Source organism: Herbaspirillum sp., from assembly GCF_035644555.1.
In the GTDB taxonomy this organism is placed as follows: domain Bacteria; phylum Pseudomonadota; class Gammaproteobacteria; order Burkholderiales; family Burkholderiaceae_D; genus Herbaspirillum.
Genome location: NZ_DASQOH010000070.1, coordinates 122,274 through 139,772 on the forward strand (window position 1 = coordinate 122,274; position 17,499 = coordinate 139,772).

At 63.7% G+C, this 17,499-nt stretch carries 19 protein-coding genes; 6 read left to right on the plus strand and 13 right to left on the minus strand.

Annotation, left to right across the window (positions count from 1 at the left end; genetic code table 11):
• Positions 1–134: 134 nt before the first annotated feature.
• The 8 genes from VE092_RS19500 to VE092_RS19535 all read right to left on the minus strand — a co-directional run bounded on the left by VE092_RS19500 (position 135) and on the right by VE092_RS19535 (position 4,814).
• Entirely contained in the window at positions 135–551 is a 417-nt protein-coding gene (locus VE092_RS19500; RefSeq protein WP_324879654.1) for a biopolymer transporter ExbD, read from the minus strand.
• Entirely contained in the window at positions 551–1,282 is a 732-nt protein-coding gene (locus tag VE092_RS19505) for a MotA/TolQ/ExbB proton channel family protein (RefSeq protein WP_324879655.1), read from the minus strand. Before VE092_RS19505 ends, VE092_RS19500 begins: the two co-directional genes overlap by 1 nt.
• A 103-nt stretch (positions 1,283–1,385) precedes the next feature.
• Positions 1,386–2,084 carry an energy transducer TonB gene (locus VE092_RS19510; protein WP_324879656.1) on the minus strand — a complete coding sequence of 233 codons (699 nt, stop codon included), beginning with the start codon at positions 2,082–2,084 and terminating at the stop codon, positions 1,386–1,388.
• Between the two features lie 9 nt (positions 2,085–2,093).
• Entirely contained in the window at positions 2,094–2,321 is a 228-nt protein-coding gene (locus VE092_RS19515; protein WP_324879714.1) for a (2Fe-2S)-binding protein, read from the minus strand.
• A 30-nt stretch (positions 2,322–2,351) separates the two neighbouring features.
• The gene (locus VE092_RS19520; RefSeq protein ID WP_006461713.1) at positions 2,352–2,675 is read right to left on the minus strand and encodes a hypothetical protein; all 324 of its coding nucleotides are present in this window, start codon (positions 2,673–2,675) and stop codon (positions 2,352–2,354) included.
• A 94-nt stretch (positions 2,676–2,769) separates the two neighbouring features.
• The gene (gene hemP / locus VE092_RS19525; RefSeq protein ID WP_006461712.1) at positions 2,770–2,958 is read right to left on the minus strand and encodes a hemin uptake protein HemP; all 189 of its coding nucleotides are present in this window, start codon (positions 2,956–2,958) and stop codon (positions 2,770–2,772) included.
• 218 nt (positions 2,959–3,176) lie between these two features.
• The gene (gene mnmA, locus VE092_RS19530; protein ID WP_324879657.1) at positions 3,177–4,283 is read right to left on the minus strand and encodes a tRNA 2-thiouridine(34) synthase MnmA; all 1,107 of its coding nucleotides are present in this window, start codon (positions 4,281–4,283) and stop codon (positions 3,177–3,179) included.
• A gap of 39 nt (positions 4,284–4,322) precedes the next feature.
• Positions 4,323–4,814: an NUDIX hydrolase gene (locus VE092_RS19535; RefSeq protein WP_324879658.1), complete on the minus strand. Its 492-nt coding sequence runs from the start codon at positions 4,812–4,814 to the stop codon at positions 4,323–4,325.
• A 166-nt stretch (positions 4,815–4,980) separates the two neighbouring features.
• Here VE092_RS19535 and VE092_RS19540 point away from each other — a divergent pair, with 166 nt between their 5' ends.
• The 4 genes from VE092_RS19540 (at position 4,981) to VE092_RS19555 (ending at position 8,348) form a co-directional block, all read left to right on the plus strand.
• Positions 4,981–6,096, plus strand: coding sequence for a Re/Si-specific NAD(P)(+) transhydrogenase subunit alpha (locus tag VE092_RS19540; protein ID WP_324879659.1), 1,116 nt, complete (start codon positions 4,981–4,983; stop codon positions 6,094–6,096).
• Between the two features lie 76 nt (positions 6,097–6,172).
• Entirely contained in the window at positions 6,173–6,535 is a 363-nt protein-coding gene (gene panD, locus VE092_RS19545) for an aspartate 1-decarboxylase (RefSeq protein ID WP_006461708.1), read from the plus strand.
• 62 nt (positions 6,536–6,597) lie between these two features.
• Positions 6,598–6,912: an NAD(P) transhydrogenase subunit alpha gene (locus tag VE092_RS19550; protein WP_006461707.1), complete on the plus strand. Its 315-nt coding sequence runs from the start codon at positions 6,598–6,600 to the stop codon at positions 6,910–6,912.
• Positions 6,909–8,348, plus strand: a complete 1,440-nt coding sequence (locus VE092_RS19555; protein WP_006461706.1) for an NAD(P)(+) transhydrogenase (Re/Si-specific) subunit beta — start codon at positions 6,909–6,911, stop codon at positions 8,346–8,348. Before VE092_RS19550 ends, VE092_RS19555 begins: the two co-directional genes overlap by 4 nt.
• 81 nt (positions 8,349–8,429) lie before the next feature.
• On the opposite strand, the gene upp is transcribed toward VE092_RS19555, so the two are convergent.
• The 5 genes from upp to VE092_RS19580 form a co-directional block, all read right to left on the minus strand.
• Positions 8,430–9,077 carry a uracil phosphoribosyltransferase gene (upp, locus tag VE092_RS19560; RefSeq protein ID WP_088754618.1) on the minus strand — a complete coding sequence of 216 codons (648 nt, stop codon included), beginning with the start codon at positions 9,075–9,077 and terminating at the stop codon, positions 8,430–8,432.
• Positions 9,078–9,186: 109 nt separating this feature from the next.
• Positions 9,187–10,335: an FAD-dependent monooxygenase gene (locus VE092_RS19565; RefSeq protein WP_324879660.1), complete on the minus strand. Its 1,149-nt coding sequence runs from the start codon at positions 10,333–10,335 to the stop codon at positions 9,187–9,189.
• A gap of 108 nt (positions 10,336–10,443) precedes the next feature.
• On the minus strand, positions 10,444–11,790 hold the full coding sequence (locus tag VE092_RS19570; protein ID WP_324879661.1) for an aminopeptidase P N-terminal domain-containing protein: 1,347 nt from the start codon (positions 11,788–11,790) through the stop codon (positions 10,444–10,446).
• Entirely contained in the window at positions 11,787–12,503 is a 717-nt protein-coding gene (gene murU, locus VE092_RS19575) for an N-acetylmuramate alpha-1-phosphate uridylyltransferase MurU (protein WP_324879662.1), read from the minus strand. Before murU ends, VE092_RS19570 begins: the two co-directional genes overlap by 4 nt.
• Positions 12,504–12,513: 10 nt before the next feature.
• Complete coding sequence (locus VE092_RS19580) at positions 12,514–13,545, minus strand: aminoglycoside phosphotransferase family protein (RefSeq protein ID WP_324879663.1); 1,032 nt, start codon at positions 13,543–13,545, stop codon at positions 12,514–12,516.
• Between the two features lie 97 nt (positions 13,546–13,642).
• Here VE092_RS19580 and VE092_RS19585 point away from each other — a divergent pair, with 97 nt between their 5' ends.
• The gene (locus tag VE092_RS19585; RefSeq protein ID WP_324879664.1) at positions 13,643–15,922 is read left to right on the plus strand and encodes an LPS-assembly protein LptD; all 2,280 of its coding nucleotides are present in this window, start codon (positions 13,643–13,645) and stop codon (positions 15,920–15,922) included.
• A gap of 25 nt (positions 15,923–15,947) precedes the next feature.
• Positions 15,948–17,468 carry a peptidylprolyl isomerase gene (locus tag VE092_RS19590; RefSeq protein WP_324879665.1) on the plus strand — a complete coding sequence of 507 codons (1,521 nt, stop codon included), beginning with the start codon at positions 15,948–15,950 and terminating at the stop codon, positions 17,466–17,468.
• Positions 17,469–17,499 lie beyond the last annotated feature (31 nt).

Below are 17,499 nucleotides of genomic sequence, written 5' to 3' on the forward strand. Positions count from 1 at the left end.
CGCGAATCATTCTTGCCTTTGTTGCTGCGGGGGTGAATGAAAACAAAAAACCTCCGTCGCCAGGCGAGGGAGGTCTTCCGGTCCGCCCTTGAGGGACGGGGTGGCCGGGGCTGGTACAGCGTCCAGCCGCGGACCTATTTCTTGTCGGGATCGGTCACGAAACCGATCTTGGTGAGCCCGCCCGATTGCGCGGCCGACATTACCTGCGCCACCTTTTCATACTGTGTGGTGCGCTCGGCGCGCAGATGCAGTTCGGGTTGCGGCTGCTTCTGCGCGGCGGTGGCGATGCGTACGCTCAGTTCGCTGCTGTCGATCTTCTCTTCGTTCCAGAAGACATTGCCGGCCGCATCGATGGACAGATTGATGCTCTCGGGTTTGACCTGATCCGGCTGGCTGCTGGCCTTGGGCAGGTCGATCTTGACCGCGTGGTTCATCACCGGGATGGTGATGATGAAGATGATCAGCAGCACCAGCATCACGTCCACCAGCGGGGTGGTGTTGATCTCCGGGTTGAAGTCGTCGTCCGAATCGGACAGGGATCCCATTGCCATCATGCCCTCCCGACGGCGGTCAGCTTGGCCTTGCCGCCATTGGGCTGGCCATCTTCACCGGCGGCACGGGCACCGGTGACGAACAGGGCGTGCAGGTCGAATCCGAACTTGTTGAGCTTGGCGATGGTGGTCTTGTTGCCGCGGACCAGGGCGTTGTAGCCGAACGTGGCGGGGATGGCCACGGCCAGGCCCAGCGCGGTCATGATCAGGGCCTCGCCCACGGGACCGGCGACCTTGTCGATGCTGGCCTGCCCGGTGGTGCCGATGGACACCAGTGCGTGATAGATGCCCCAGACGGTACCGAACAGGCCCACGAACGGCGCAGTGGAGCCGACCGAAGCCAGCACGGCCATGCCGGTCTGCAGCTTGCCGGAGGCTTCATCGATGGCCTGGCGCAGCGACAGGGTGACCCAGTCGCTCACCGACAGCTGGTCATGCAGGTGGCCCTTGTGGGCGGTGTGGTGGCTCATGGCGGTGACGCCGGCGCGGGCGACATCGGCGAAGGGATTTTCCTGGCCCAGTGTGGCCACGCCTTCGGGCAGGCTGGTGGTATCCCAGAACTGGTGGCCGGCGGCCGCCGAGGCCTTGCGGAAACGCAGCAGCTGCAGCGCCTTGGTGATGATCACGTACCACGATGCGATCGACATGGCCAGCAACAGGACGGCCACGCCCTTGGTCACGAAATCGCCTTGCGCCCAGAGGCTTTCCAATCCGTAGGGACTAACTTCCATGATATTTCCTTCTATTTGTGTCTATCTGATGAGGGGATGATGAAACGAATACGGTGCCGGGCCAGGCCCGGCGCAACGCTGTCCAGCGCGGCCTCGGACGGCCTCAGTTCAGGCGGAATGCCAGGCTGCCGACCGTGCTCACCGTAATGGCCTTGCCGTTCTCGATGTAAGGCTTGAACACGGCACGCATGATGGCCGTCCGGGCTGCGTCGTCCAGGCGGGAGTAGCCGGACGACTTGGTGATCTCGACCTTTTCAGCCCGGCCGCTGGTGTTGACCGTGACGCGGAACTCGACCACACCTTCCTCACCCATGCGCCGCGAGACGCTGGGGTAGGTCGGGTTCGGCTTCTCGATGTATTCGATACCGGAGGTGATCTGCTTGGGCAGCACCGGACCCGGCGGTGCGGCCGGTGCCGGCGTCGGCTCGGCGGCCACCTGGGGTGCGGGAGCTGCCGGCTGGGGCGGTTGCGGCGGCGCGGTGATGGCCGTCGGCGCTGGGGTCTCGGTCACCGGCACCGGCTTGGGCGGTGCCACGACCTTCTTGACGATCTTCACCGGCTTGGGCGGGGTGGGCTCCGCCTTGGGTGGTGCTGGTTCAGGTGCCTTTTCCGGCACGATGAAGGTGGCAATGACTTCCTTGGGGACGGCATTGACGGCCTGCTTGACCAGGCCGCTCTGCAGGGCCCAGAAGAATGCGATGTGCAACAGGATGATCAGCCCCAGCGGGCCGATCTTGCGTACCTGGCGCATCAGGGCGCTGGGTGGGCTGACACTCATGAGAGACGGTGAAATGGCGTTCATTGATCTTGTTCAGGCGGCCGCCAGGGCGGGATGGAAGACCACCGGCCGCACGCCTTGCTGTGTTTGACGGGTATTGCTGAGACACTCGCGCAGGACATTCTTGGCGCAGGAATGACACTTGCCGCAGCAGGTGCCGACACCGAGCTGCTTGCGCAACTCGGCCATGGACGTCATGCCTGCATCGACCGCCTGATGGATCTTGCCTTCGGAGATGTTGTTACAAACACATACGATCATTGTACGCCTTGCTGCCTGCTTCATCAGGCTCTATGCAGATCTCGCTCCTGCCACCATGCGCGAGAAGAAATTGAATTTTTCCGGCGGCGGCATCGTCCGTTCCACCACATGCGCCCATTGCTCCGACAACTGCTGGCAGGTCGCCCGCAGTACCGGCGCCAGGTTGGGCAATTCCGCCAGCGCTTTCAGGTGTCTTTCGATCACCGAGGCCAGTTTCACGCAGCTTTGCGTTTCCTGGCTGTTGTTGGCGGTGTAGTGCGACATCAGATGCAGCACGGCGGACACCAGAAGTTCAGGTTGGGCCGGTGCGTTGTTGGGTTCCACAAATGCGGACGTCATGTTCTCGGTAACCATCAAACTCTCCTCGCTGGGCTAGCTTGGCTGGCGACGCGTCATGACGAACGACGCTGGCTGGCCTGTTTATCCACCTTCTGCTGAAGACGACCGCTCAGGCCGTCAGGATCAGCTTGTTCAATTGCGTCAGTCGCAGCTTGTAGATGCGACCGCCGTGGTCGATCTCCAGTTCGCGCATCTGACGGAACAGGTCCGTGCTCTTGATGCGGGTGATCGGAGTTCCGTTGGCGGTCGTGCCCGGCTTGTTGCGACGTTCCATGCTGTTGTCGTTCAGTTGGCTCATTACAATCACCTCCTATTAAATGCGAACAATTCTTATTTAGATTATTTGCCATTTGCGGCCGGATTGCAAGCCCTTTTATCGGTGTGATTGATAATTTTTATCATCTGGAGGCAGCTTGGAGACAGTTCAAGCCTAGCCGGCCTGTCAAGCTTGCCCAAAAGAAAACGCCCTGCGGTGGAAATCACCGTCAGGGCGTCGGAAGTTGCCTTTTTGTAATTTTAGTCAGGCAAGGCCGCGGACTCGATGATGCCGCCGCCCAGGCAGACGTCGCCGTCGTAGAGCACGGCTGATTGCCCCGGCGTGACCGCCCATTGCGGACTGTCGAAGGCCAGCGAGAAACCGGAGCCGGCATCGCTGAAGCCGCAGGGCATGTCGCTCTGGCGATAGCGCGTCTTGGCCGACAGCGCCGTCAGCTGCGGCGCATGGCCGGCAACCCAGCTGACCTGGCCGGCCGAGAGCGTGGGCGACAGCAGCCAGGGGTGGTCATGGCCTTGCACGATATAGAGGGTGTTGTTGTCCACATCCTTGCGCGCCACGTACCAGGCGTCGCCATGGCCGTCGGCATTCTGGTGCGCCTTCAGGCCGCCGATGCCGATGCCCTTGCGCTGACCCAGCGTGTAGAAGGACAGGCCCACATGCTCACCCACCGTCTGGCCATCGGCAGTCTTGATCGGGCCGGGTTTGTAGGAGAGGTAGCGGTTGAGGAATTCGCGGAAGGGCCGCTCGCCGATGAAGCAGATACCGGTCGAATCCTTCTTCTTCGCATTGGGCAGTTGCAGCTGCTCGGCGATCTTGCGTACCTCGGTCTTGTGGATCTCCCCCAGCGGGAAGACGGTGCGCGAGAGCTGCTCCTGGTTCAGGCGGTGCAGAAAGTAGCTCTGGTCCTTGCTGGCGTCCATCGCCTTGAGCAGCTGGAAGTCGCCCTGCGGACCCTGGCGTACGCGCGCATAGTGGCCGGTGGCGATCAGATCGGCGCCCAGCTTCATGGCGTGGTCCAGGAAGGCCTTGAACTTGATTTCGGCATTGCACAGCACGTCCGGGTTGGGTGTGCGTCCCGCCTGGTATTCGCGCAGGAATTCGGCGAAGACGCGGTCCTTGTATTCGGAGGCGAAGTTGACCGCCTCGATGTCCACCCCGACCACATCGGCCACGCTGACCGCGTCGATCCAGTCTTCGCGGGTGGAGCAATATTCCGAATCGTCGTCATCTTCCCAGTTCTTCATGAACAGGCCGATGACTTCATAACCCTGCTCCTTCAGCAGCCATGCCGAAACCGACGAATCCACGCCGCCCGACATGCCGATGACTACTCTTTTCTTGCTCATGTTGTTTCCGTTCTATGCGACAGGCAGCGCTGCTGTCGCTCAATGGTCCGGCAGGTCCCCGACCGCGCTGGGATCGGTATGCACCAGTTCCAGTGGCGCCCGCTGGCCGCGCAGGTAATCGTCCACGCAGCGCAAGACCAGCGGACTGCGATGGCGCGCCGCCGATGCCGCCAGTTCCTCGCGCGTCATCCAGAGGGTGCGCACGATGCCGTCATCCAGCGGCCGCTGCAGTTGTTCCCCGACCGTGCCGGCAAAGGCGAAGCGCAGGTAGGTGACCGACATCCCGCCGCGCGAGGACGACACGTTGCGCGACAGGTAGGTGCCGACCAGAGCGGTAGGGCTGAACACGTGGGCTGATTCTTCCAGCGCCTCGCGCACTGCCGCCGCGATGAGCGACTCGCCCGGTTCCAGGTGCCCGGCGGGCTGGTTGATGCGCAGCCCGCCGGCGCTGTGTTCTTCCACCATCAGGAAGCGACCGTCGCGCTCGATGACGGCGGCGACGGTGACGGAGGGTTTCCAGACTTCAGACATTGATGACCTCGTGAATCCCCTATTTTACCTCGTCGGCGCCGGCTCTTCAGCGCAGGGCCGCCGGCGGCGCGGTTCCCGGGACGTTCCCGCCGGCCGGTAAATTTCTGGTTGTACAAGGCCAGTCGTGTAAGATTGGGGTAAGAATTCACAAAAAAAGGAGTCAGGAATGAGGATAGCGATCCCCGCCGAGAGCCGGGTCGGAGAAACCCGCGTGGCCGCCACGCCCGAGACCGTCAAGAAACTGGTGGCGGCCCGGCACGAAGTGATGGTGGAGTCCGGGGCCGGGATCCGCTCCAGCATTCCTGACGAGGCCTACGTCGCCGTGGGCGCCAGCATCGGCAGCGCCGAGGCGGTCTACAGTGCCGAGATCCTGCTCAAGGTGCGGGCTCCGGATGCGGCCGAGCGCACCCGCATGCAGCCCGGCACCGTGGTCATTGGCATGCTGAACCCGTTCGACGCCGACAACATCGCCGCCATGGCCAGCGCCGGACTGACTGCCTTTGCCCTGGAAGCCGCGCCCCGTACCACCCGCGCACAATCGATGGACGTGCTGTCGTCGCAGGCCAACATCGCCGGCTACAAGGCCGTCCTCATGGCCGCCAATACCTATCAGCGCTTCATGCCCATGCTCATGACTGCCGCCGGCACCGTCAAGGCCGCGCGCATGCTGATCATGGGCGCCGGCGTGGCCGGCCTGCAGGCCATTGCCACGGCCAAGCGCCTGGGTGCGGTGATCGAGGCCTCCGACGTGCGTCCGGCTGTGAAGGAGCAGATCGAGTCGCTCGGCGCCAAGTTCCTGGATGTGCCCTTCCTGACCGACGAAGAGAAGGAAATCGCCCAGGGCGTGGGCGGCTATGCCCGCCCCATGCCGCCCGACTGGATGAAGCGGCAGGCAGAGCTGGTGCATGAACGCGCCAGACAGGCCGATATCATCATCACGACCGCCCTGATCCCCGGCCGCAAGGCTCCGGTGCTCATCAGCGAAGAGACCGTCAAGGCCATGAAGCCCGGTTCGGTGATCCTGGACATGGCGGTCGACCAGGGGGGCAACTGTCCCTTGTCCGAACCCGGCAAGACGGTCATCAAGCACGGCGTACACATCATCGGCGAAGGCAATCTGGCGGCCCTGGTGGCGGCCGATGCCTCGGCCCTGTATGCGCGTAACGTGCTGGACTTCCTGAAGCTGATCATCGATGCCGAGGGCAAGCTGGTCATCAACCGGGAAGACGACATCGTCGCGGCAACGCTGCTCTGCCAGGGTGGCGAGATCCTGCGCAAATGAATCTGCTGACCCGGGTCGGCAGAACAACCGGGCGATCCAAGCCCATCCTCCACGGAATCAAAGAAGGAAGAAGTACATGCAACGCATCATGCTGCGCGCGAAGATCCATCGCGCCTCGGTCACCCAGTGTGACCTGAACTACGAAGGCTCCTGCGGGATCGACGAAGACCTGCTGGAAGCGGCCGACATCCGCGAGTTCGAGAAGATCGAGCTCTACAACGTCAACAACGGCGAGCGCTTTTCCACCTACGCCATTCGCGGCAAGCGCGGCAGCGGCGAGATTTCGCTCAATGGCGCCGCTGCCCGCCTGGCGCATCTGGGTGACCTGCTGATCATCTGCACCTATGCGCCGATGAGTGATGAAGAAGTCGCCACCTACAAGCCCAAGGTCGTCTTCGTGGACGACAAGAACCGCATCACCAGCCTCAAAGCGATCTGACCCCTCACCAATAATCCGCACGGCCAGCCGCTTCGGCCGGTCGTGCCACAAGGAGGAACAACATGGAAGTCAGCCACACCATCATCAACCTGATCATCTTCGTGCTGGCCATCTATGTCGGCTACCACGTGGTCTGGACCGTCACTCCCGCCTTGCACACACCGCTCATGGCGGTGACCAATGCCATCTCGGCCATCATCATCATCGGCGCCATGCTGGCCGCCGGCCTGACCGAAGGCACGGTGGGCCGCATTGCCGGCACGCTGGCCGTGGCGCTGGCGGCGGTCAACGTGTTCGGCGGCTTCATGGTGACCCAGCGCATGCTGGAAATGTTCAAGAAGAAAGAGCCCAAGGCCAAGTCGGGAGAACAAGCATGAGCATGAATGTGGTGACCCTGTTGTACCTGATCGCATCGATCTGCTTCATCCAGGCGCTCAAAGGCCTGTCGCACCCGGCCACGGCACGACGCGGCAACAGCTTCGGTATCGCCGGCATGCTCATCGCGGTACTGACCACCCTGGCCCTGATCGTGAAGCTCAAGAGCGAGGGCGGCAATGCCTCCGGTGACATCGGCTACCTGCTGGTGGCGGCCGGCGTGATCGTGGGCGGCGGCATCGGCGCCTACCTGGCGCGCAGCGTCGAGATGACCAAGATGCCCGAACTGGTGGCGGCGATGCACTCTCTGATTGGCCTGGCGGCGGTCTGCATCGCGGTGGCGGCCGTGGCCGAACCCTGGGCGCTGGGTATATCGGGCCATGGGCAGGCCATCCCGGTGGGCAACCGTGTGGAGCTCTTCATCGGTACCTTCGTCGGCGCCATCACCTTCTCCGGCTCGGTGATCGCTTTCGGCAAGCTCTCGGGCAAATACAAGTTCCGCCTGTTCCAGGGCGCCCCGGTCAACTTCTCCGGCCAGCACTTCCTGAACCTGCTGCTGGCGGTGGCGATGATCGGCTTCGGCATCATCTTCGTCCTCACGCAGAACTGGCTGCCCTTCATCATCATGGCGGCGATTGCCTTTGCCCTGGGTGTGCTGATCATCATCCCCATCGGCGGTGCCGACATGCCGGTGGTGGTCTCGATGCTCAACAGCTATTCCGGCTGGGCGGCAGCCGGCATCGGCTTTTCGCTGAACAATTCCATGCTCATCATCGCCGGTTCGCTGGTCGGCTCGTCCGGCGCGATCCTGTCCTATATCATGTGCAAAGCGATGAACCGCTCCTTCTTCAACGTGATCCTGGGCGGCTTTGGCGGCGAGGCGGCGGCCGCAGGTGGCGGCGCGCAACAGCAGCGCAACGTCAAGTCCGGTTCAGCCGATGATGCGGCCTTCCTGATGGGCAATGCCGAGACCGTCATCATCGTGCCCGGCTACGGCCTGGCAGTGGCGCGCGCCCAGCATGCCCTGAAGGAATTGACCGAAAAGCTCACCCACAACGGCGTGACCGTGAAGTATGCGATCCACCCGGTGGCCGGTCGCATGCCCGGTCACATGAACGTGCTGCTGGCCGAGGCCGAAGTACCCTACGACCAGGTCTTCGAGATGGAAGACATCAACAGCGAATTTTCCCAGGCCGATGTGGTACTGGTGCTGGGCGCCAACGACGTGGTCAACCCCGCCGCCAAGGACCCGAAGTCGCCGATTGCCGGCATGCCCATCCTGGAGGCCTACAAGGCCAAGACCGTGATCGTGAACAAGCGCTCCATGGCCGCCGGTTACGCCGGGCTGGACAACGAACTGTTCTACATGGACAAGACCATGATGGTCTTTGGCGATGCCAAGAAGGTCATCGAGGATATGGTCAAGGCGGTGGACTGACTTCCGCCTGAGCTGGCAGGCAAGAAAAAACGGGTTGCGCATCATGCGCAACCCGTTTTTTCTTGGCGACTGCCAGGTCGCTTATTTGGTGCCGAAGATGCGGTCCCCTGCATCGCCCAGCCCCGGCACGATGTAGGCGTCCTCGTCCAGGTGGGAATCCAGCGAGGCGACATAGAGCTTGACGTCAGGGTGCGCATCGGCGAAGACCTGCACGCCTTCCGGGGCGGCCACCAGTGCCACGAAGACGATGTGCGAAGCCGGCACGCCGCGCTTCTTCAGCGCATCGACGGCATAGACGGCGGAGTTGCCGGTGGCCACCATCGGGTCGCACAGGATCATGATGCGGTCCTGCAGGTCAGGCAGGCGTACCAGGTATTCCACCGGCTGGTGGTTCTCGTCGCGGTAGACGCCGATGTGGCCCACGCGGGCCGAAGGAATCAGTTCCAGCAGGCCATCGCTCATGCCCACGCCCGCGCGCAGCACCGGCACCACGGCCAGCTTCTTGCCGGCAATCACCGGCGCTTCGTAGGTTACCAGCGGGGTCTCGATGGTCTCGGTGGTCAGCGGCAGGTCACGCGTGATTTCATAACCCATCAGCAGCGTGATTTCGCGCAGCAGATCGCGGAAGGTCCGCGTGGAGGTGCGCTTGTCGCGCATGTGGGAGAGCTTGTGCTGGATCAGCGGATGATCGAGGATGAAGAGATTCTTGAAGCGCGGGTCTTGTTTCATGGCAAATGCGTGTCTGCTGAGTGGAGCGGCGGGCGCCGCAAGTCAGCATTGTCGCATTTCCTGACCGCCTGCGCGACGGCAGGCCGTCGCGCGCAGCGTCCAGGATTCCCTAGCGCTGGCCAAACATCATCTGCTCGGCCAGCAGGCCGCGGGCGGCCGGCAGCAGGTCTACCAGGCCCAGTGACAGTCCCAGCGCTGTCTGCAGGGGCGAGCCCTGGGGTGAGCCGGCAAAAATGCGGGCCATCAGGTCGGTCAGGCGAATGGTCAGGCCGCGATCCTGGCCGCGCTGGCGTTCGAAGGCCTGCAAGCCCTGTGGCGAGCGCTCGCGCGCCAGCACGTCGGCCAGCACCCGGGCATCGCGCAGCCCCAGGTTGAGGCCCTGGCCGGCCACCGGATGCAGGGTTTGTGCAGCATTGCCGATGGCCACCACGCGTCGGCTCTGGCCGGGCCGGGCGTTCAGGCCCAGCGGGAAGGCGTGGCGCGGACTGATACCGGTGAAGCGGCCGACCCGTTCGCCGAAGGTGCGCTGCAAGGCAGCCAGGAAGGCGGCATCGTCCAGCGCCAGCAACCGTTCGCCAGTCGTCGGGCGTACGCACCATACCAGCGCGTAGCCATCGTCCTGAGGCAACAGGGCCAGTGGGCCTTCATCGGTAAAGCGTTCGAAGGCGCGATGGGCGATTACGCCGTCAGCCTGCACGTGGGCGATGATGCCCAGTTGCCGGTAGTCACGCTGCAGGGTCTTTTGCTGCTGCTCACCGAAGACGCCGCCTTCGGCCTGGATCACCAGTGGTGCGCACAGCACGCGGCCGTCCTTCAGGGTGACCGCGACCCGATCCTCGTCTTCTTCGATCGCCTGCGCTTCTGCCGGGCGCATCAGGCTCAGCCCCAGCGGCGCGATGGCCGAGACCAGGGCGCGGTTGACCTCGCCATAGCGGGCTACATAGCCCAGCGCCGGCAGGTCGTAGTCCTTGCGGTCCAGCAGGGTACGGCCGAAGTGGCCGCGGCGCGAGACGTGGATCTGTTCGATGGCGGTAGCGCTGCGGCCGATGTCGTTCCAGGCGCCCAGTTCTTCGAGGATCTGGCGGCTGCCATAGGACAGGGCGATGGTGCGCGGATCGGCGGCGGCCTGCTCGGCCGTCTTCAGGTCCACCAGGGCGATGCGTGCGGCAGGCAGCTGGCGTCGTGCCAGCAGGCCGGCCACGCTCTGGCCGACGGGACCGCCGCCGCAGATGATCAGGTCGAAATCGACGGATTCCATGATGCCGGGAGATGCCTTATGCAGAAGATTCGGGAAGGCATCATTGTAGCGGAGCCGCGCCGGCCGGGCTTGATCCGGCGCATGCGCGGGGTGCTCGCAGCGGGCCGTTCAGCCCTGGCGCATCAGCGCTTCGATATCCTCGACCTTGCTGGGCACGCCGGTGGTCAGTAGTTCGCAGCCGGAAGGAGTGACGTGGGCGTCATCCTCGATGCGGATGCCGATGTTCCAGAGCTGTTCCGGTACGCCTTCGCCCGGACGCACGTAGATGCCCGGTTCGATGGTCAGCACCATGCCCGGCTGCAGGGTGCGCCAGGGTTTGCTGCCGTCGGCGGTGGCCGGATCGCGGTAGTCGCCCACGTCATGCACATCCATACCCAGCCAGTGGCCGGTGCGGTGCATGTAGAACTGGCGGTAGTCGCCCTTTTCGATCACGTCTTCCAGCGAACCGACCTTGCTCTTGTCCAGCAGGCCGGTGTCCAGCATGCCCTGCGCCAGTACGCGCACGGCGGCATCATGTCCGTCCATGAAACGCTTGCCCGGTGCAGTTTCGGCGATGGCGGCCGCCTGCGCGGCCAGCACGATTTCATACAGTGCCTTTTGCGGACCACTGAAGCGGCCGTTGGCCGGGAAGGTGCGGGTGATGTCGGAGGCGTAGCTGTCCAGTTCGCAGCCGGCGTCGATGAGCACCAGATCGCCGTCCTTGATCTCGGCGTCGCCGGCGCGATAGTGCAGCACGCAACTGTTGGCACCGGTGGCGACGATGGAGCCGTAGGCCGGATATTGCGAACCGTTGCGACGGAATTCGTGCAGCAGCTCGGCTTCCAGGTGGTATTCACGCAGACCGGGGCGGCAGATGCGCATGGCGCGGCAATGCGCCTCTGCGGAAATGACGCCGGCGCGCTTCATGAGGTCGATCTCGAAGGCGTCCTTGAACAGGCGCATGTCGTCCAGCAGCACGTTCACATCGACCACGGCACCCGGCGCCGACACGCCGCTGCGCGCCAGTGCACGCACGCCTTGCAGCCAGCGCTGCAATTGCGCATCGCGTTTTTCGTCCTGGCCCAGCGCAAAGTAGACCGCGCGGGCGTCGGCCAGCAGGGCCGGCATGCTCTTGTCCAGTTCCTCGATGGGATGGGCGGCATCCAGGGCAAACAGCTGCTGTGCGGCTTGCGGGCCGTGACGGTAGCCGTCCCAGATCTCGCGTTCCAGGTTCTTGTCGCGGCAGAACAGGATGCTACGGTTTTCCTTGCCGGCGACCAGCACCAGCACCGCTTCAGGTTCGGTGAAGCCGGTCAGGTAGTAGAAATAGCTGTCATGGCGATACGGATAGTCGGCATCGCGGTTGCGCATCACCTCGGGTGCGGTCGGGATGATGGCCACGCCGCCTCCGGCTTGTTGCAGGCTGGCGATCAGACGCGCCCGGCGGGCGGCGAAGGGAGTGGCGTCGAAGCTCATGGCGGGTTTCCTTGGGGCGGCTGGTTCAGTGCTTCCAGTTGTTCGATGGTACCGACGTTGTGCCACACGCCGCGATAGACGTCGCCGCCGATACGGCCTTGCGCCGCATACTCGCGCAGCAGCGGGCCAAGTTTGGCATGCTCGCCAGGGGTGATGCCATCGAACATCTGCGGACGGTACACGCCAATGTTGGCGAAGGTCAGCTTGGGTTCACCGTCATTGGAGAGGGCGAAATTGTTCAGTGCGAAGTCGCCTGCGGGATGGAAGGGCGGATTCTTGACCAGATACAGCCAGGCCATGTCGCGTTTGTCTTCCGGCAGTGGATTGCCCCACGGGTCTTCGTCTTCCAGCACGCTCAGCAGTTCAGAGTAATCGAAGTGCGGGCACCAGATGTCGCCGGATACTGCAATGAAAGGCGCCTCGCCCAGCAGGTGGCGCGCCTGGGCGATGCCGCCTGCGGTTTCCAGCGCCGTGCCTTCGGCCGAGTAGCGCAATTGCGCACCGTAGCGGCTGCCGTCACCCAGGGTGTCTTCGATCATCTGCCCCAGATGGGCATGGTTGATGACGATCTCGGTGATGCCGGCGCGCACCAGCGACAGGATCTGCCAGACGATCAACGGCCGGCCGCGGACCTTCAACAGCGGTTTGGGGCAGGTATCGGTCAGCGGACGCATACGCTCGCCGCGTCCGGCGGCGAAGATCATGGCTTTCATGGTCGGCGCCTCAGAAAGTGTAGCCGAACTTGGGTGCGTGTTCCTGTTCCAGCTTTTCGATCAGGCGCACCAGCGGGGTGAAGGCCACGTAGCGGCGCGCGGTCTTGAGGGTGTATTCCATCACCAGCGGGATGTCCTTCAGGTAGCCGTCCTTGCCATCGCGATGCCACAGACGGGCGAAGATGCCCAGCACCTTCAGATGGCGCTGCAGGCCCATCCACTCGAAGTCACGGTAGAAACTGTCGATGTCTGTGGTCACCGGCAGGCCGGCGCGGCGCGCCTTTTCCCAGTAACGGATGGCCCAGTCCAGCACCATTTCTTCGTCCCACTGGATGTAGGCGTCGCGCAGCAGCGAGACCAGGTCATAGGTGATGGGGCCATAGACCGCATCCTGGAAGTCCAGAATGCCGGGATTGCCCTTGGGCAGCACCATCAGGTTGCGCGAATGATAGTCCCGATGCACATAGACCTGCGGTTGCGCCAGGTTGTTGGCCAGGATGGCGTCGAAGGTCTTGTCCAGCACCGCATTCTGCTCGTCGGTCAGCGTCACGCCCAGGTGCTTGCCGATGTACCACTCGCGGAACAGCTCCAGCTCGCGCAGCAGCAGCGCGCGGTCATACTCGGGCAGCGCCTCGGGCTTGCTTTGCGCTTGTAAAAGTACCAGGGCCTCGATGGCATCCATGTATAGTGCGTGCGCGCTGTCGGCCGACAGTTGCGACAGATAGGTGGTCGAACCCAGGTCGGAGAGCAGCAGGAAGCCGCGCTCGGCATCCTGCGCCAGGACCTTCGGCACGGTCACCCCGGTCTCGCCGAAGAGCCCGGCCACCTTGATGAAGGGGCGTACGTCTTCCTGCGGCGGCGGAGCGTCCATCACGATGGCGCTGCCGCCATCGGGCGTATCCACGCGGAAATACCGGCGGAAACTGGCATCGGCGGACGCCGGCCGCAGGGTGGAGGGAAGCACCGGGGTAGCGGCCAGGGTGGCCAGCCAGGCTTGCAGTTCGGACAGGCGGAGATCGGGGGCGGAACCAGGTGAAGACATGAACTATCTGAGGAAATCGTTTGACGTGGTTGAGTTCCCATATAATAAGGGATTAAACCCAAAAAATCCGCCTGCACGGTATCTAGCCTCTCTTTTCATGATCCGGTTTTCCAAGTCTTTAACTGAACGTACTGTCAACTGGCGGCTGGCGCGTCTGTTCTCTTCGGCAATGGCCGTGGCCTCGGCCTCGGCCCTGTTGCCGCTGTCGGTGCACGCCCAGATGACCATGCCGGCGCCAGCCACGCCGCCCGCGCAGGACCAGGATGCCCCGGTCAACGTGAGTGCCGAGCAGATGACCGGCCGTCCCGACCGTCAGGTCAACCTCGATCGCGACGTGGAACTGGTCAAGGGGGCCACCACCATCAAGTCCGACAAGGCCGAATACCGCATCATCCAGGATGAAGTCGAGGCGACCGGCCACGTGTGGATGCAGCGCCTGCAGGACCAGTACACCGGCGATTATGCCGAAATGAACATGGGTACCGGCGCCGGCTACGTGACCAAGCCGACTTATCTGCTGGGCAAGAACGGTGGACGCGGCAAGGCCGAACGCATCGATTTCCTGTCCGATGACGAGGCCCGGGTTACCCAGGGGACCTACAGTACCTGCGAGGCGCCGGACCCCGACTGGTATCTGCGCGCCCGCACCATGGACCTGGACAGCGGTCGCGATGAGGGCACCGTGCATGGGGGGCTGGTGTATTTCAAGGATGTCCCCATCCTGGGGGCGCCCTGGATGTCGTTCCCGCTCTCGGGCGAGCGCAAGTCGGGCGTGCTGCCACCCACCATCGGCATGACCAGCAATGGCGGCGCCGAAGTGGCGGTACCATACTACTTCAACCTGGCACCCAACTATGACCTCACGCTGGTGCCCAAGTACATCGCCCGGCGCGGCCTGCAGATGGGCGCGGAAACCCGCTACCTGGGCGACGGCTACAACGGCGTCACCTATGTCGAGGGAATCCAGGACCGGGTCACCGGCACCGGCCGCTATTCGCTGTCCTCGGTCCACAACCAGATACTGGCTCCCGGCCTGCAACTGGCGTGGAACCTGAACAAGGCGTCCGACAACGATTATCCGTCCGATTTCGCTCATTCCATTACAGGCAGTACGCAGCGTTTGCTGCCGCGCAATGTCAGCCTCAGCTACGGTAGTACCTATTGGAGCGTGACGGGCCTGGTATCGAAGTATCAGCTGCTGCAGGATGTCAATGCGCCGATCGGTAAGCCATACGACCGCGTACCACAGCTTACTTTCAACGGGATGCGCTACGACGTCGGCGGTTTCGATTTCAACACGGTCGCAGAATTCACCCGCTTCAGCAGCGGTGATCTAGTCGGCGGCGACCGCAGCTATGTCACGCAGACCGTGTCGTATCCCATCATCCGTCCTGGCTACTTCATCACGCCCAAGGTGATCCTTGATGCCACGCAATACAGCCTGAACAATGTCTCGCCCGGCCAGCCGACCAACCTCTCGCGCACCCTGCCGACCCTGTCGCTGGATTCCGGCATGATCTTCGAGCGCGAATCCAACCTGCTCGGCCGCAGCATGACGCAGACCCTGGAACCGCGCCTGTTCTACGTACGTACACCCTATCGCGACCAGTCGCAGTTCCCGGTGTTCGACTCCGGCCTGGCCGATTTCAACTTCGCCCAGATCTTCACCGAGAACCGCTTCGCCGGTCACGACCGCATCAGCGATGCCAACCAGCTGACGGCTGCCGTGACCTCGCGCCTGATCGAGGAAAACGGCCTGGAGCGCCTGCGCGCGGCCATCGGCCAGCGCTATTATTTCACCGATCCCAAGGTCGGCATCAGCGGTACCACCACCACGACCCTGGGCAGCAAGTCCGACCTGTTGCTGGCGCTGGGCGGCCAGATCACGCGCGAATTCTCCACCGACAACACGGTGCAGTACAGTGAAACCCTGCGCCAGATGGTGCGCTCGACCTTCGGCATTCGCTGGCAGCCGGCGCCCAAGCGCGTGCTGAACCTGCAATACCGCCTCGATCGCACCTACATCAACCCCTACACCGGCGTACTCGACCCGCTCAAGCAGGTGGACATCTCCGGACAGTGGCCGCTGACCCAGCGTATCTACGCCGTGGGCCGCATGAACTATTCCATCCCCGACCGCACCGTGGCCGAAGGCCTGGCCGGCTTCGAATACAAGGCCGACTGCTGGGTCTTCCGGGTGGTTGCGCAACGCATTCCGACGTCGTCCACCAAGGCGTCCACGGGCTTCTTCATCCAGCTCGAACTCAACGGCTTCTCCAAGATCGGTTCCAATCCCATGGATGCGATCAAGAGCAGCGTGCCCGGTTACCAGAACGTGAACCTGCCGGATTCCGTGTCCGGCAACAACAACTTCTAACCTTTTCCGAACCAACGATTAGTCCATGCGTAATATGCGTACACCACTCCTCGCAACAACCAAAACAGTGACCGCGCTGCTGTGCATGCTGGGCGTGATCAGCAATGCGCATGCGCAGTTCGCCACGACCATCATCCCGGTGACGCCGCCGGAGACCGCCGGCAGCGCGCAGCCGGCGCCGGCCAAGCCCGCCGCCAAGACGCCTGCTAAACCGGCCGCCGCCAAGCCGGCCGCCGTACCGGCAGCATCCGCGCCCACTGCCGCCGCGGCACCGGCTGCGGCACCCCCGACCGCAGCGGTCGCCCGCGTGGAGCCGCGTCCAGTGGACTCCATCCTGGTCGTGGTCAACAACGAAGTCATTACCCGTCAGGAAGTGGCCGAGCGCCTGGCCAGCGTGGAAAAGCGCATGGCCGCGCAGAACGTGCAGCTGCCGCCGCGCGCGCAACTGGTACGCCAGCTGGTCGAGCGCATGATCGTCGAGCGAGCACAGGCACAGATGGCCAAGGAAAGCGGCATCGTGGTGGACGACGCCATGCTGGACCGCGCCATGCAGCGCATCGCCGAACAGAACAAGCTGTCCATGCCGGAATTCCGCACGCGCCTGGAATCCGAAGGCATGAACTACGCCAGCTTCCGCGAAGAAATCCGCCGCGAAATCCTGAGCCAGCGCCTGCGTGAGCGGGAGGTGGACAACAAGGTGGTGGTCACCGAATCGGAAATCGACAACTACCTCGCCGCCGAAGCCAATGCCGGTGGTCAGCGCCAGGAACTGGACATCGCCCAGATCCTGATCCGGGTCCCGGAAAACGCCTCCGCAGAGCAGCTGGCCGCGCGCCGCGAACGGGCTGAAGACGTGCTGCGTCAGCTCAAGACCGGCGCCGATTTCGCCAAGACCGCCGCCGCCTACTCGGATGCTGCCGACGCCCTCTCGGGTGGCGACCTCGGCTGGCGCCCGACCGACCGCTTGCCGCAGCTGTTCCTGGACGGCGTGGCCAAGCTGCAGGAAGGCCAGGTCAGCGGCCTGCTCAAGAGCGGCAACGGCTTCCACATCCTCAAGCTGGTCGGCCGCCGCGCCGCCGGTGGCACCCAGGCTGCCGCGCCGGCCGTGCAGCAGACCCATGTGCGTCACATCCTGATCAAGGTCAACCAGGTGGTGACCGCCGCCGAAGCCAAGCGCAAGCTGACCGAACTCAAGGAGCGCCTGGACCACGGCGCCTCTTTCGAGGAACTGGCCAAGCTGTACTCCAATGACCTGTCCGCCTCCAAGGGCGGCGACCTGGGCTGGATCTATCCCGGGGACACCGTGCCCGAATTCGAGCGCGCCATGGACCAGTTGAAGCCCGGCGAAGTCAGCCAGCCCATCGAGACCCCATTCGGTTACCACCTGATCCAGGTGGTCGAGCGCAAGACCGATGATGCCTCCAAGGAACGCGCCCGCCAGGCTGCGCGCCAGGCCATCCGCGAACGCAAGATCGAGGAAGCCACCGAGGACTGGATGCGCCAGATCCGCGACCGCGCCTACGTCGAATACCGCAACGACGAGTAAGATCAGCGACCCGGGGAGCAGATCCTGCGCC

What these genes read in the sequence shown, in the direction of transcription:
- VE092_RS19500 (WP_324879654.1), bottom strand. Translation starts at nt 551, where the DNA reads ATGGCAATGGGATCCCTGTCCGATTCGGACGACGACTTCAACCCGGAG.
- VE092_RS19505 (WP_324879655.1), bottom strand. Translation starts at nt 1,282, where the DNA reads ATGGAAGTTAGTCCCTACGGATTGGAAAGCCTCTGGGCGCAAGGCGAT.
- VE092_RS19510 (WP_324879656.1), bottom strand. Translation starts at nt 2,084, where the DNA reads ATGAACGCCATTTCACCGTCTCTCATGAGTGTCAGCCCACCCAGCGCC.
- VE092_RS19515 (WP_324879714.1), bottom strand. Translation starts at nt 2,321, where the DNA reads ATGATCGTATGTGTTTGTAACAACATCTCCGAAGGCAAGATCCATCAG.
- VE092_RS19520 (WP_006461713.1), bottom strand. Translation starts at nt 2,675, where the DNA reads ATGGTTACCGAGAACATGACGTCCGCATTTGTGGAACCCAACAACGCA.
- hemP (WP_006461712.1), bottom strand. Translation starts at nt 2,958, where the DNA reads ATGAGCCAACTGAACGACAACAGCATGGAACGTCGCAACAAGCCGGGC.
- mnmA (WP_324879657.1), bottom strand. Translation starts at nt 4,283, where the DNA reads ATGAGCAAGAAAAGAGTAGTCATCGGCATGTCGGGCGGCGTGGATTCG.
- VE092_RS19535 (WP_324879658.1), bottom strand. Translation starts at nt 4,814, where the DNA reads ATGTCTGAAGTCTGGAAACCCTCCGTCACCGTCGCCGCCGTCATCGAG.
- VE092_RS19540 (WP_324879659.1), top strand. Translation starts at nt 4,981, where the DNA reads ATGAGGATAGCGATCCCCGCCGAGAGCCGGGTCGGAGAAACCCGCGTG.
- panD (WP_006461708.1), top strand. Translation starts at nt 6,173, where the DNA reads ATGCAACGCATCATGCTGCGCGCGAAGATCCATCGCGCCTCGGTCACC.
- VE092_RS19550 (WP_006461707.1), top strand. Translation starts at nt 6,598, where the DNA reads ATGGAAGTCAGCCACACCATCATCAACCTGATCATCTTCGTGCTGGCC.
- VE092_RS19555 (WP_006461706.1), top strand. Translation starts at nt 6,909, where the DNA reads ATGAGCATGAATGTGGTGACCCTGTTGTACCTGATCGCATCGATCTGC.
- upp (WP_088754618.1), bottom strand. Translation starts at nt 9,077, where the DNA reads ATGAAACAAGACCCGCGCTTCAAGAATCTCTTCATCCTCGATCATCCG.
- VE092_RS19565 (WP_324879660.1), bottom strand. Translation starts at nt 10,335, where the DNA reads ATGGAATCCGTCGATTTCGACCTGATCATCTGCGGCGGCGGTCCCGTC.
- VE092_RS19570 (WP_324879661.1), bottom strand. Translation starts at nt 11,790, where the DNA reads ATGAGCTTCGACGCCACTCCCTTCGCCGCCCGCCGGGCGCGTCTGATC.
- murU (WP_324879662.1), bottom strand. Translation starts at nt 12,503, where the DNA reads ATGAAAGCCATGATCTTCGCCGCCGGACGCGGCGAGCGTATGCGTCCG.
- VE092_RS19580 (WP_324879663.1), bottom strand. Translation starts at nt 13,545, where the DNA reads ATGTCTTCACCTGGTTCCGCCCCCGATCTCCGCCTGTCCGAACTGCAA.
- VE092_RS19585 (WP_324879664.1), top strand. Translation starts at nt 13,643, where the DNA reads ATGATCCGGTTTTCCAAGTCTTTAACTGAACGTACTGTCAACTGGCGG.
- VE092_RS19590 (WP_324879665.1), top strand. Translation starts at nt 15,948, where the DNA reads ATGCGTAATATGCGTACACCACTCCTCGCAACAACCAAAACAGTGACC.